Source organism: Pseudoalteromonas sp. S1610 (assembly GCF_005887465.1).
Classification (GTDB): domain Bacteria; phylum Pseudomonadota; class Gammaproteobacteria; order Enterobacterales; family Alteromonadaceae; genus Pseudoalteromonas; species Pseudoalteromonas undina.
In genome coordinates this window covers 57,886-71,614 of record NZ_PNDI01000008.1, presented here as the reverse complement: position 1 = coordinate 71,614, position 13,729 = coordinate 57,886, and the positions used below count along the sequence as shown (strand labels likewise).

General features: G+C 41.2%; 10 protein-coding genes and 1 tRNA gene. 1 reads left to right on the top strand and 10 read right to left on the bottom strand.

Annotated elements, in window-relative coordinates; all coding sequences use genetic code 11:
- Positions 1–54: 54 nt before the first annotated feature.
- The 10 genes from CWB77_RS04140 to CWB77_RS04095 form a co-directional block, all read right to left on the bottom strand.
- Entirely contained in the window at positions 55–1,194 is a 1,140-nt protein-coding gene (locus tag CWB77_RS04140; protein ID WP_138621494.1) for a hypothetical protein, read from the bottom strand.
- Positions 1,178–2,050 (bottom strand): lipoprotein NlpI, encoded by an 873-nt coding sequence (gene nlpI / locus CWB77_RS04135; protein WP_138621492.1) that lies wholly within the window; start codon positions 2,048–2,050, stop codon positions 1,178–1,180. The genes CWB77_RS04140 and nlpI overlap by 17 nt, the downstream gene beginning before the upstream one ends.
- A 348-nt stretch (positions 2,051–2,398) precedes the next feature.
- Positions 2,399–4,525 carry a polyribonucleotide nucleotidyltransferase gene (gene pnp / locus CWB77_RS04130; protein WP_138621490.1) on the bottom strand — a complete coding sequence of 709 codons (2,127 nt, stop codon included), beginning with the start codon at positions 4,523–4,525 and terminating at the stop codon, positions 2,399–2,401.
- A 350-nt stretch (positions 4,526–4,875) separates the two neighbouring features.
- Positions 4,876–5,145 (bottom strand): 30S ribosomal protein S15, encoded by a 270-nt coding sequence (rpsO, locus tag CWB77_RS04125; protein WP_006793376.1) that lies wholly within the window; start codon positions 5,143–5,145, stop codon positions 4,876–4,878.
- A 109-nt stretch (positions 5,146–5,254) separates the two neighbouring features.
- Complete coding sequence (truB, locus tag CWB77_RS04120; RefSeq protein ID WP_054202156.1) at positions 5,255–6,199, bottom strand: tRNA pseudouridine(55) synthase TruB; 945 nt, start codon at positions 6,197–6,199, stop codon at positions 5,255–5,257.
- Entirely contained in the window at positions 6,199–6,606 is a 408-nt protein-coding gene (gene rbfA / locus CWB77_RS04115) for a 30S ribosome-binding factor RbfA (protein ID WP_008467148.1), read from the bottom strand. Before rbfA ends, truB begins: the two co-directional genes overlap by 1 nt.
- Positions 6,607–6,763: 157 nt before the next feature.
- Entirely contained in the window at positions 6,764–9,421 is a 2,658-nt protein-coding gene (infB, locus tag CWB77_RS04110; protein ID WP_054202155.1) for a translation initiation factor IF-2, read from the bottom strand.
- A 25-nt stretch (positions 9,422–9,446) separates the two neighbouring features.
- Entirely contained in the window at positions 9,447–10,946 is a 1,500-nt protein-coding gene (nusA, locus tag CWB77_RS04105; protein WP_138621488.1) for a transcription termination factor NusA, read from the bottom strand.
- Positions 10,947–10,984: 38 nt separating this feature from the next.
- On the bottom strand, positions 10,985–11,440 hold the full coding sequence (gene rimP / locus CWB77_RS04100; protein ID WP_008114543.1) for a ribosome maturation factor RimP: 456 nt from the start codon (positions 11,438–11,440) through the stop codon (positions 10,985–10,987).
- A 280-nt stretch (positions 11,441–11,720) separates the two neighbouring features.
- Positions 11,721–11,797, bottom strand: a tRNA-Met gene (locus CWB77_RS04095).
- 225 nt (positions 11,798–12,022) lie between these two features.
- Between CWB77_RS04095 and CWB77_RS04090 the strand changes: the two genes are divergently transcribed.
- A complete protein-coding gene (locus tag CWB77_RS04090) occupies positions 12,023–13,576 on the top strand; it encodes a cryptochrome/photolyase family protein (RefSeq protein WP_138621486.1) in 1,554 nt (517 codons plus the stop codon).
- The last annotated feature ends 153 nt before the right edge of the window (positions 13,577–13,729 follow it).

The following is a 13,729-nucleotide window of genomic DNA, read 5'->3' as shown; positions in this document are numbered from 1 at the left end:
ACTGAAGTAAAACAAGCTTAGCTTTTAAACAGTTTACGGCAGAGTCTATAACCACTAAAATCGTGCAAATAGATCAGCATTGAGTGCTATATGGGTCTGCCACAAAATACGGTATTGCGCTGATAGCCCTAACTGTTGATATTGCATAATTGACCACTTTGCGCTGGGCTTATAGGCTGTACCACCTTGTTGGCAGCTCTGGCTTTTGTGCCACCCTTTGGGAGCATCTGACTTTTTTGCAATAAATAAGTTGGGGGCAACCAACCCCTCAAGCTGACATAGCCACGCTTGCTTTTTTACCGGTAAAGCATATTCATCTTCAAAGCCATTAAAGTGCATTAATTCATGTAAAAACACCGCGTAGCTAGCCTGTGAATTAATATGCATTAAACCATTTTTTACATTCGCAGTACCTTGTTTGGGCATCATAACTGCAAAATCAAACTCCGCGGGAAGCTGCTTTTTAAGCGATGATTGCAGCCAATCGCACTTAGCACGTTTGGATTCAGTACTATTACAGCTAATTGCATTACCCACATAAACTGGTTTTGAAAAACAAAAGGTATTGGGGCTAGGCTCTGGGTTTTCTAAGTACGCGTTACGAAATTGATTGAGCCTGTATAATCCATCACGGTGATCGCTCAGCATTAACACATTAAATGTACACTGCTTTTGTATCGCAATTTGCTCGCTTGCAACCAAAAACCCTAACTTATTCATAAATGATTTACTTAACGTTTCTATGGGTGCTTGTTGCTGTAATTGCAGGTGATAAAAGGTATCGCCTTTAGGAAGCTTATTTTGATTTTTTAATAGCGCTAAATCCTGCCAGCGTTTTTGAGAGAATAACAAGTCGGCGAGCTTTGCTTGTTGTGCAAGTGTTATTTTATCTAAGCTTGCTTGCCAGAATAGCTTAGCCGTTTCAGTTTGATTATTGCTTAATAATGACAACCCATAGCCATATTGAGCATGTGCTATTTTATTGCGGGCTAAGGTTGCTAAGGCTGTGGTAGGTAATTGCAAAATGTGGTTTGCAAAGTAACGAGGAAATTGCCAGTAACTGTCAATTACATTGGCTTTGGCATGTAATACTTGCCAAAAGCCAATGCTATTTTGTTTATTACTCGAGCTGCTAATAAAGCTAGTGCACAGTAATAAAACGCTTAATTTAAAAAAGTTAGCCAGCGCTTTCACTGGCCATCAACTCAAGCTCTAAACGTGCGTACTTATATTCAATAAATTCATGCACATTCGTGGCCAACGCCAACCTAAAGTAGTCAGTCGCAATACCCAGCTCACCTGCGGCTTGGTGCTGTTTAGCTAAGTAAAAATAAGCCTCACATAAACGCTGAGCATATTCTTGTTGTGAGCTGACACCATCGGCTATGCCTGAAAAAAAGGCTTGTTCACTCATATCACCCACATACAAAGCAATAAGCTGATACGCCCATTCATTTTCATCAAGAGCTGCTGAATTGGCTTTTAACGCAGCAAGTGCCGCAGTTTTATCTTGTGCCGCTTGGGCTAAATAAAGCCACAACACACGATAAGGGTCGTTAGGAGAGCGCTCCAAGAATGTTTTAAAGTCATCTTTTGCAAGCGTCGCTCTATCACCATAGTACAAGGCAATACCACGATTTAAATACGCATATTCATGCTCTTGGTCTAGCTCAATGGCTGAGTCAAAGTACTCGTATGCTTTTTCGTATTGCTGCATCAAAGTATGCTGAATACCTAAAAAGTTATAAACTTCAGCCAAATCGGGCTTGAGCTTAACCGCTCGATTAAAATCAATTCGCGATAAAGTCGTCATACCTAAGCTATCAAACAGTACTCCACGGTCATAATAGAGCTTTGCTTGTTGTTCTGTACTCAAGTCCGCTCTGTTTAATAGCTCTGAAAAACGTGCAATGGCAATTTCATTTCTAAAATCTGATGCAAGCGGTGCAGTAAATGGCACATTAATAATAGCAGCGGGTTTAGTAGTAGCCTGACAAGCGCTTAAAGACAAAATAGCAAAAGATGCCAAGGCTAAATGTTTAAGTCTCATTAAAATCCTTAATACCGAGGTAAGTAGCAAATAGATAAGACATAAGCTGTCTTGTAAGGTTCATTCCTGTTATGTGTTATTAATATCAACCGGCATAAATATTTGAACAATTTAACGAATTAAATACCCCTATAACGTTGTTAAAATTCTTTTATTTAGAACAACTAGATATCAAAAATTTTGCCTAGTTATAGAGCAATTTTCTTATCGTTAAAATAAGTCCCATATCCAAGCAGGTTGGTATAAGTATGATGAACACAATTAATTGCTAACATTAAAGCATAAAAAAAGGGGCTAAACAGCCCCTTTTTATACTATCCAGTAATTATCTGGATGAAAGTTTAGCAATTACGCGTCTTTAGACTCGTCAGCTGCAGGTGCTGCTGATTCCATTGCTTCTTTAATACTTAGACGTACACGGCCTTGACGGTCTACTTCTAGTACTTTAACTTTAACTTCTTGACCTTCGCTAAGGTGATCAGCAACGTTGTTAACACGCTCAGTGCTGATTTGTGAGATATGCACTAGGCCATCTTTACCAGGAAGAATGTTTACAAACGCACCGAAATCAACGATACGTACCACTTTACCTTCGTAGATAGTACCTACTTCAAGCTCAGCAGTTAATTGCTCAATACGGCTAATTGCATTTGCTGCACTTTCACCGTCTGTAGCAGCAATCTTGATTGTGCCATCATCACCGATTTCAATCGTAGTACCCGTTTCTTCAGTAAGCTGACGGATAGTTGCGCCACCTTTACCGATAACTTCTGCGATTTTCTTCTGTGGGATTTGCATCGTGTAAATACGCGGAGCAAACATAGATAACTCTTCAGAAGGTGCAGAAATCGCTTCGTCCATTACATTTAGAATGTGTAAACGTGCAGCTTTCGCTTGTTTAAGCGCGATTTGCATGATTTCTTGAGTAATACCTTCAATTTTGATATCCATTTGCAGTGCAGTGATACCGTTAGTTGTACCCGCTACTTTAAAGTCCATATCACCTAAGTGATCTTCATCACCTAAGATATCTGAAAGAACAACAAAGTTTTCTTCTTCTTTAACTAAGCCCATTGCGATACCCGCAACTGAGGCTTTAATTGGAACACCTGCGTTCATAAGCGCTAAAGACGTACCACAAACCGATGCCATTGAAGATGAACCATTTGATTCAGTAATTTCAGATACAACACGGATTGAATATGGGAAGTCAGTCAACGTTGGCATTACAGCTTGGATACCACGCTTAGCTAGGTTACCGTGGCCGATTTCACGACGCTTAGGAGAACCAACAAAACCAGTTTCACCTACACAGAACGGAGGGAAGTTATAGTTAAGCATAAAGTGGTTTTTGTGCGTGCCAGTTAAATCGTCGATTAACTGTGAATCACGTTCTGTACCAAGTGTTGCTGTTACTAATGCTTGCGTTTCACCACGTGTGAAGATTGCAGAGCCGTGAGTACGTGGAAGTACGCCCGTCATTACATCTAGAGCACGGATCATATCTGGTTCACGACCATCGATACGTTTTTCGCCAGCAGCGATACGGCCACGAACGATTTTCTTCTCAAGTGAACCGAATACTTTACCTACTTCTTGCTTATCAAGCGTTTCGCCTTCAGCAAGTTCGCTTGTTAGTGCTTCAACAACCGCATCTTTTGCAGTAGTTAATGCTTCTTTACGCGCTACTTTATCAGTAATACGGTAAGCTTCGCCTACTTTATCAGCAGCAAGAGTTGCTACTTTCTCTTCTAATGCAACGTTTTTCTCAGGTGCAGTCCAATCCCAAGTAGGCTTGCCTGCTTCTGCTTTAAATTCGTTAATTGCATTGATGATAGACTGTGATTGCTCATGGCCGTATACAACCGCGCCTAGCATTACGTCTTCAGCAAGTACGTCTGCTTCTGATTCAACCATAAGTACTGCGTTATCAGTACCAGCAACAACTAAGTCAAGTTGGCTCTCTTCAAGCTCTTTTAGTGTCGGGTTAAGTACGTATTCACCGTTAATGTAACCAACACGTGATGCACCAATTGGACCGCTGAACGGGATACCAGAGATAGCAAGTGCTGCTGATGTACCAATCATCGCAACCATATCAGGTTGGATTTCAGGGTTTACAGAAACAACAGTCGCGATAACTTGTACTTCGTTTACGAAACCATTTGGGAAAAGTGGACGAATTGGACGGTCAATAAGACGTGCAATAAGTGTTTCGCCATCGTTAGGACGACCTTCACGCTTAAGGAAACCACCTGGGATACGACCAGCAGCGTACATACGCTCTTGGTAGTTAACTGTTAGTGGGAAGAAGTCTTGACCTGGTTGAGCTTCACGCTTACCAACAACCGTTACTAGTACTGACGTATCGCCAATGCTTGCTAGTACTGCGCCGTCAGCTTGACGAGCGATAGCACCTGTTTCTAGCGTCACTGTGTGTTGACCTAGTTGAAATTCTTTTATAATTGCTTGCACTTAAAATATTCCTTAAATGTATTTTTAGTATTAATTAAGTTTTCATCAAAGTACCAATTACAGTACATAATTGTATTCAGTTGGAAATCAATTAAGTACTACAATTGGCAATGATGTAAATAACCGTAAATAAACCTTTTTATCTACGCGCCATAGTATATAACAAAGTCAGGTAAAATTGCGAGCTTAGTCCAGAGATAAACGCGTTGCTAAATTATGTACTTTGCTGTTACTTACAATGTGGCTTTTAGCTGATATTTCAAGGGGATTAATCGATGTGGATAGTGGGTATGGGGAAGTTTAGACACAAAAAAAGGAGCTAAAAAGCTCCCCTTTTGATAATCAAGTTCTTAGCGACGTAAGCCAAGCTCTTTGATTAACGCAGTGTAACGCGAGATATCTTTACCTTTAAGGTAATCAAGCAGTTTACGGCGAGTGCTTACTTTACGAAGCAGACCACGACGTGAGTGGAAGTCATGCTTGTGATCAGCAAAGTGACCTTGAAGCTTGTTGATATCAAAAGTAAGTAATGCTACTTGTACTTCAGGTGAACCAGTGTCGCCTTCAGCGCGTGCGAATTTAGCAATGATATCGATTTTTTCTTGATTGCTTAGTGACATAATAACTCCAAAAGTTAAATTTAATAGGTGCTTTAGCCGATCACTAATTCAGCCAAAACGATTAAGCGGGCGTATTCTACCAATTATCAGCATAACTACAAGTTAAACTTTACTCTGGTTGTTGATTAGACAAGCCACGCTTTGATTTTAAATGGCCATCAGGATTACGTTCGCCCGTACCAATAAATATTCCGTCAGCCAGTACCTTTATTGCACCTTCAGGCAGGGCTTTACCCAACACCACAGCTTGACCATGGCTAAATGCCATTCCCTGCTCTTTAGTAATTTCCACAACGGGTAAATCAACTAACGCAGTATCCATTGGCAATAATAATTCGTCAAGGTAAGTGGAAGGCGCAACGTCTTGTTCTTTCGCTTGATTTAATAACGCTTCTAACTGCTCAAGTGTGACCATTTTATCTGCAGGGTAATGCCCTACAGCACTACGATGCAGCATAATCACATGCGCGCCGCAGCCTAAGTTTTCACCTAAGTCATCAACGATAGTACGAATATACGTACCTTTAGATACATGTGCAGTCATTTGTATTTCGTTAGCTTGCTCATCAAACTCATCAAGCGTTAAGCTAAATACGTTAATTTTTCGACATTTGCGAGGAACTTCTATGCCTTCACGCGCATATTTATATAAAGGTTTACCTTCATATTTAAGCGCTGAATACATTGATGGATATTGGTCTGACTCACCTAAAAACTTAGCAATCTCTTCGCTTAGCAATTGGGAAGTAACATTCACATCGCGAGTTTCGACCACTTCGCCATCAGAGTCTGATGTGGTAGTACGTTCACCTAGCTTAGCTCGAACAACATAGGTTTTATCTGTATCGAGTAAAAACTGGGTAAACTTAGTCGCTTCACCAAAACAAATTGGCAGCATGCCGGTCGCAAGCGGATCAAGCGCACCTGTGTGCCCCGCTTTTTGCGCAAAATAAATACCTTTAGCCTGCTGTAATGCCTTGTTTGATGAAATGCCTTCTGGTTTGTTTAACAACAAAATACCATCAACTGGACGGCCTTTACTGCGTCTTGCCATTAGTCTTTAGTGCCTTCTTCGCTATCTGTTTCATCATCAACATGCTTAGCATTATCTTCACGAATGATAGAGTCCACTAAGTTAGAGATGCGCATCCCTTCCATTAATGAGTTATCAACCACAAATTTAAGCTCTGGCATAATACGTGCGCGAATACGTTTACCTAGTAACGAACGGATATAGCCCGTTGCTTCGTTCAGTACTTTTGCACTCTGTTTTGCTGCATTTTCGTCTTCAGTGTTAAACACCGTGATAAAAACTTTGGCATAAGATAAATCGCGTGATACTTCTACCGCAGACACTGTCACCATGCCTAAGCGCGGATCTTTAATTTCGCGTTGTAGAATCACAGCAATTTCTTTTTGAATTTGCTGAGCAACACGATCAGTGCGAGAAAATTCTCTCATTTCACTTTCCTAAAATTATAACTTATTGAAAAACAATAATAAGTTAACTAAATAATGGATACACAAATGGGGGCTGAGCCCCCATTTAAAATCTTAGCATAGGGTATGTTGGGCTATCGAGGTACGACCTTGAATGTCCAACACCACCTAACAACAATTAAAGACTACGTTGTACTTCAACTGTTTCAAATACTTCGATTTGGTCACCAACGCGAACGTCATTGTAGTTCTTAACGCCGATACCACATTCCATGCCGTTACGAACGTCTTGTACGTCATCTTTAAAGCGACGTAATGACTCAAGTTCACCTTCGTAAATAACCACGTTATCACGAAGTACACGAATTGGTGCGCTACGTTTGATAGTACCTTCAGTAACCATACAACCAGCAATTGCGCCAATTTTTGGAGACTTAAATACATCACGTACTTCAGCAAGACCAATGATCTCTTGTTTAAACTCAGGAGCAAGCATACCAGACATGGCTTGCTTAACTTCTTCGATAAGTGCGTAAATTACGCTGTAGTAACGAAGGTCTAAGTTTTCAGAGTCAATCACTTTACGCGCTGATGCATCGGCACGAACGTTAAAGCCAACTACGATTGCGTTAGACGCTGCAGCAAGAGTTGCATCTGTTTCAGTGATACCACCAACACCAGAACCAACAATCTTCACTTTTACTTCATCAGTAGAAAGTTTAGTTAGTGAGTCTGAAATTGCTTCAATTGAACCTTGAACGTCTGCTTTAAGTACTACGTTAACTTCAGACACGTCGCCTTCAGTCATGTTAGTAAACATGTTTTCAAGCTTCGCTTTTTGCTGACGCGCTAATTTAACATCGCGGAATTTACCTTGACGGTAAAGTGCAACTTCACGTGCTTTACGCTCGTCTTTAACTACTGTCGCTTCATCACCTGCAGCTGGAATACCAGAAAGACCTAAAATCTCAACAGGGATAGAAGGACCCGCAGATTTAATGTCTTTACCGTTTTCATCGCGCATTGCACGAACACGGCCATACTCAAGACCACATAATACAATGTCACCTTGGTTAAGCGTACCTGATTGAACAAGAATAGACGCTACTGGACCACGGCCTTTATCAAGACGTGATTCAATAACAACACCTGCAGCCATACCTTCGCTAGGTGCATTTAGTTCTAACAGCTCAGATTGCATTAATACTGCTTCTAAAAGGTCATCAATACCAAGACCTGTTTTAGCTGAGATGTGAACGTATTGCGTATCACCGCCCCAATCTTCTGGGATAACGTCTAGCTGAGCTAGCTCGTTTTTAACACGGTCTGGATCTGCGCCTTCTTTATCCATTTTGTTAACAGCAATGATTAAAGGAACGCCAGCTGCGCGAGCATGCTGTACCGCTTCTTTAGTTTGTGGCATTACACCATCATCGGCTGCAACTACTAGGATTACGATATCAGTCGCTTTTGCACCACGAGCACGCATAGATGTAAATGCGGCGTGACCCGGAGTATCTAGGAAAGTGATCATGTTGCCGTTAGTTTCAACGTGGTATGCACCAATGTGCTGCGTAATACCACCGGCTTCGCCTGAAGCAACTTTAGCTGAACGAATGTAATCAAGCGTTGACGTTTTACCGTGGTCAACGTGACCCATAACAGTTACTACTGGAGCGCGAGGCTCAGACTTACCATCTTCATGGCGGTCGTTAAGTACTGTTTGCTCTAATTCGTTTTCTTTAACGATGATAACCTTATGGCCCATTTCTTCTGCAACAAGTTGCGCAGTTTCTTGGTCAATAACTTGGTTAATCGTAACCATGTCACCCATTTTCATCATTGTTTTTACAACTTCAGCGCCTTTAACAGCCATGCGTGACGCAAGCTCAGCAACTGTAATTGTTTCACTAATACGCACTTCGTTTTTAACATCAGCCGTTGGTTTTTGGAAACCGTGCTGTAATGACGCTGGCGCTTTTAGCTTACCTTTTTTACCTTTAGACGCTGCAAATTTATCTTTTGCTGGCGCTTTTTTCTTTTTCTTCGCACGGCGTGAGCCTTGCTCTTCGCGAGCATCTGCTACATCTTCTGCTTCACGTGCGTAAGTTGAAGTCGTAAGGTGGTGATCCGCGGTTTCTTCGCGTTTCTTACGTTCTTCTTCTTCTTTCTTCCAGCGTGCTGAATTCTCTTCAGCTAGCTTTCTTGCCTCTTCTGCTTGACGTTTCGCTTCTTCTTCAGCTTTCTTCAATGCGGCCTCTTCTGCTTCTTTTTGCAGACGCTCAGCTTCGATGCGATCTTTCTCAGACTTAGCACTTTGCTCAGGGGTCATCTGCTGTTGTTTCGCTTTACGCTCAGCATCTGCTTTGCGTTTAGCTTCTTCTTTGGCTTTACGATCAGCGTCTTCTTTCGCTTTACGTTCTGCCTCTTGTTTCGCTTTCAATTCTGCGGCTTCTTGTTCAGCTTTTTGCTGCTCTTCAAGACGCGCTTTTTCTTCAGCGGCTAGACGTTGCTGTTCTTGCTCTTGCTCAACAGCACTTTTTTTCACGTAAGTGCGGGTTTTGCGAACTTCAACTTGCACAGCCTTTGCTTTACCCGTAGAGCCAGTCACACTTAATGTGCTTTTGCTCTTACGTTGCAATGTCATACGCGCTGGACCTTCAGATCCAGTACCGCCATGTTGCTTGCTTAGGTGATCAAGTAACGTTGCTTTTTCAGCTTCTGTTACATTATCGCCTGCTTGTTTAGTAATACCGGCTTGTGAAAACTGCTGTAGCAATTTATCAACAGTTGTACCTATATCACCGGCTAGTTTTTCAACATTTACTTCTGCCATAGTCTCTAATACCTCCGTTAATAAATTACTCGTCTGCAAACCAACAAATATTACGTGCAGCCATAATTAGCTCGCCCGCTTTCTCTGCAGATAGCTCTGTAATATCTACAAGCTCATCAATGCCTTGCTCAGCTAAGTCTTCAAGTGTTATTACACCCTTGCTTGCCATAACAAATGCTAAATGACGCTCTAAGCCTTCAAGCGCAAGTAAGTCTTCAGCAGGCTCAGCGCCTTCTAAGCTTTCTTCCGTTTTAAGGGCTTTCGTTGTTAATGCATCTTTTGCACGTGAACGTAATACGTCCACTGTTTCTTCATCTAAGCCGTCGATTTCTAAAAACTCAGAAGCAGGTACATACGCAACTTCTTCAAGTGTTGAGAAACCTTCGTTGATAAGTAATGACGCAAACTCGTCATCAATATCTAAGTTTTCAGTAAATAAGTTAATTAACTTATCTGACTCAGCTTCGTTCTTAGCGCGCATTTCATCAACGGTCATTACGTTTAATTCCCAGCCAGTTAACTGGCTTGCTAAACGTACGTTTTGACCATTACGACCAATAGCTTGTGCTAAGTTATCAGCTTCAACAGCAATATCCATTGAGTGAGTGTCTTCATCCATTACGATTGAAGCCACTTCTGCTGGTGCCATTGCGTTAATAACAAACTGTGCTGGGTTGTCATCGTAAAGTACGATATCAACACGCTCACCGCCAAGTTCTGACGATACCGCTTGAACACGTGCGCCACGCATACCAACACACGCACCTACAGGGTCTATACGCTTATCATTAGACTTAACTGCGATTTTAGCGCGTGAACCTGGATCACGAGCTGCGGCACGTAATTCAATCATCTCTTCGCCAATTTCTGGCACCTCAATGCGGAATAATTCCATCAGCATTTCTGGTTTAGAACGGGTTACAAATAACTGTGCACCACGTGCTTCTGGTTTAACTTCATATAGAAGACCACGAATACGATCGCCTGGGCGGAAGTTTTCACGTGGCAGCATGTCGTCACGGTAAATAACCGCTTCTGCGTTATTACCTAAATCAAGTACGATTGCATCACGCGTTGCTTTTTTAACAACACCCGTTACTAGCTCGCCTTGCTGATCTTTGTACGCTTCAACCACTAAGGCACGCTCTGCTTCACGTACTTTTTGTACGATTACTTGCTTAGCCATTTGTGTTGTTATGCGGTCAAATTTAATTGATTCAATCTGCTCTTCTACGTAGTCGCCCATTTTCAAGTCTGGTTCTTCAACTTGAGCAGCTTCTAACGTGATTTCGCTGTATGGATTCTCTAAAGAACCATCTTCTAATACTTCAGCTATTTGCCAGCGACGGAATGTATCGTAATCGCCAGTTTTACGGTCAATTGCAACACGTACATCAATTTCACCATCATGCTTTTTCTTTGTCGCTGTCGCTAATGCGAACTCTAGAGCTTCAAAAATCTTTTCTTTTGGAACCGCTTTCTCATTGGAAACGGCTTCAGCAACCAATAATATCTCTTTTGCCATGGGTAATGCCTCGCTTGCCCTATTCCTTCGCACTCGAATTAAAACTTTGCGATTATGTTCGCACGTTCAATGTTACTAAGCATGATTAAATGCTCTGCACCATCGCTAGATAGTGTGATCATATCGCTGCTAACTGCTATTAAGTCGCCTTTAAAATTACGGCGACCGTCTTGTGGAAGCTTAGTACGCACGCGTACTTCCTCTCCTTGCGCCTGCTCGTAGTGATCTTGTTTGAATAATGGACGATCAACACCAGGAGACGACACTTCCAAATCATATTCGTTTGTAATCGGGTCTTCGACGTCTAAAATCGCACTAATTTGACGACTTGCATCTGCGCAGTTGTCAACTGAAATTCCATCCTCATGAGCAATGTATACTCTTAAGGTAGAATGGCGACCCGCTTGTACAAACTCAAGACCATGTAATTCAAAGCCTAGCATTTCTACCGCAGGCGTTAACATGGTTACTAAATCTTGTTCAAGTTTTGTCACGAAAATCCTCCATACAAACAAAAAAAGGGCTTATAGCCCTAAAATACTGAGTTTAAATTTTGATTTAATCGATAAACATTAAATCAAACGGTGCAGATACAACAACGCCCCGAACCAAGCGGGGCGTCACACCAAAAAACGCAAAAACTGTGTGGCCTAGGGCCAAGCTTGGTTGCGAGTCAGTACCCTGACCAAATTAAACTTCATTAGCTTAAACGCAAAACGCGCATTACTTAGAATGCGCGATATAAAGTAGTAAGTTTAAACCTACTATTAAGATTGGTTGCGGGAGCCGGATTTGAACCGACGACCTTCGGGTTATGAGCCCGACGAGCTACCAGACTGCTCCATCCCGCGCCAATAGATAAAAAGTTAATAACTTAATATCGCTGTTAGTAAATTTTATAACCTACTAAACAATGGCCGCTATTATAAGGATGTGCCACTAAATTAGCAACCATAATAACTAATAAGTTGATAAAAAAAGCAATGCTGTTTATTGCTTTGCTCTATGATTAAAACGACATGTAGAAATCGATCGCTTTTTTAAATACAGCGTATAAAAATAAATTTTGGCTAATTATGAAAAAATACAACACTCTAAAATTGATTTTAGGTGATCAGCTCAACCCTGCTCATTCGTGGTTTAAAGACAAATCAGACGACACCGTATTTGTAATTGCTGAGCTTATGCAAGAAGCACACTATGTAAAACACCATGTGCAAAAAATATCAGCCTTTTTTAAAGGCATGGAAAACTTCGCTAATGCGCTAGAAGATGCTGGCTTCAATGTATTACATCTCACGCTAGATGACACCAAAGACGATGATGACTTACCCGCTCTTTTAACGCGTTTAGCCAAACAGCATGAATGTACCTCTATAGAATATCAATACCCAGATGAGTACCGTTTAAAAACACAACTTCACGAATTCGCGACTAATAGCGAGTTAACGGTGAATGCCTGCGACAGCGAGCACTTTTTATTGGCATTTAACGACATAGACAAACGCTTTAAAAAAGATAAACACGTCACTATGGAGCATTTTTATCGGGCAATGCGTAAGCAGTTCGATATTTTAATGGAGGATGAAAAACCTCACGGCGGTCAATGGAACTTTGATGCAAATAACCGTAATAAGTTCTCAAAAAACGACTTAGCCGATATCCCAAAACCAAAATTATTTAAAAATGATGTTAGCGCCATTATTGAACGTTTAGATAAACATAAAATAAATTACTTTGGACAAATAGAAACTCAGTTAAGCTGGCCAACAACCCGTAAACAAGCTATCAGTACACTTGATCACTTTTGTGCACATTTACTGCCTCGTTTCGGTCAATTTCAAGATGCGATGACAGATCAATGTCCTGATAAAGATACCTTTTATCACAGCCGGTTATCGTTTGCGTTAAATGCCAAAATTTTACACCCTCGCTATGTTATCGACCGTGTTGTTAAAGAGTTCCACCAACGCCAAGATGAAATATCGATTTCTCAGGTTGAAGGCTTTATTCGCCAAGTACTGGGTTGGCGCGAATATGTGCGTGGCGTGTATTGGAAAAACATGCCCGATTACGCCAACAAAAACCAGCTTAATGCAACTCGAGCACTACCGAGTTATTTTTGGAATGGTAAAACAAAAATGAATTGTTTAAGCCACTCATTAACACAAAGCTTAGACAGCGCGTATGCCCATCATATTCAGCGCTTAATGGTAATAGGTAATTTTTGCTTATTAACCGCCATAAATCCTGATGAAGTGGATGAATGGTATTTAGGCGTGTATATCGATGCTATTGAATGGGTAGAAATGCCTAACGCACGAGGGATGAGCCAATTTGCTGACGATGGCATCATTGCCACTAAACCTTATGCGGCCAGCGGCAACTATATAAATAAAATGAGTGACTACTGCAAAAGCTGCCAATACAAAGTGAAAGAAAAAGTGGGTAAAGACGCGTGTCCGCTAAACAGCCTTTACTGGCAGTTTATGCAAAAACACCGAGAACGACTTGAGAAAAACCCACGAATAGGCATGGTTTATCGTAATTGGGATAAACAAGATGAATCATTACGCCAAGAAACCTTAGAGCAAGCTAACAACTATTTAAATAATATTGAAAAGCTATAAATATAAATGCCGTCAATTGGCGGCGGTATCCTTGATAGTTAATATTAAAGTACCAAAATCAGGTAATATTGTTAATTAAATGTTTAATTTATTTGTCATGTCAGTGTAATGAGCTTATTTTTTAATAGCACCTCTTACTCCAAACTATGATGA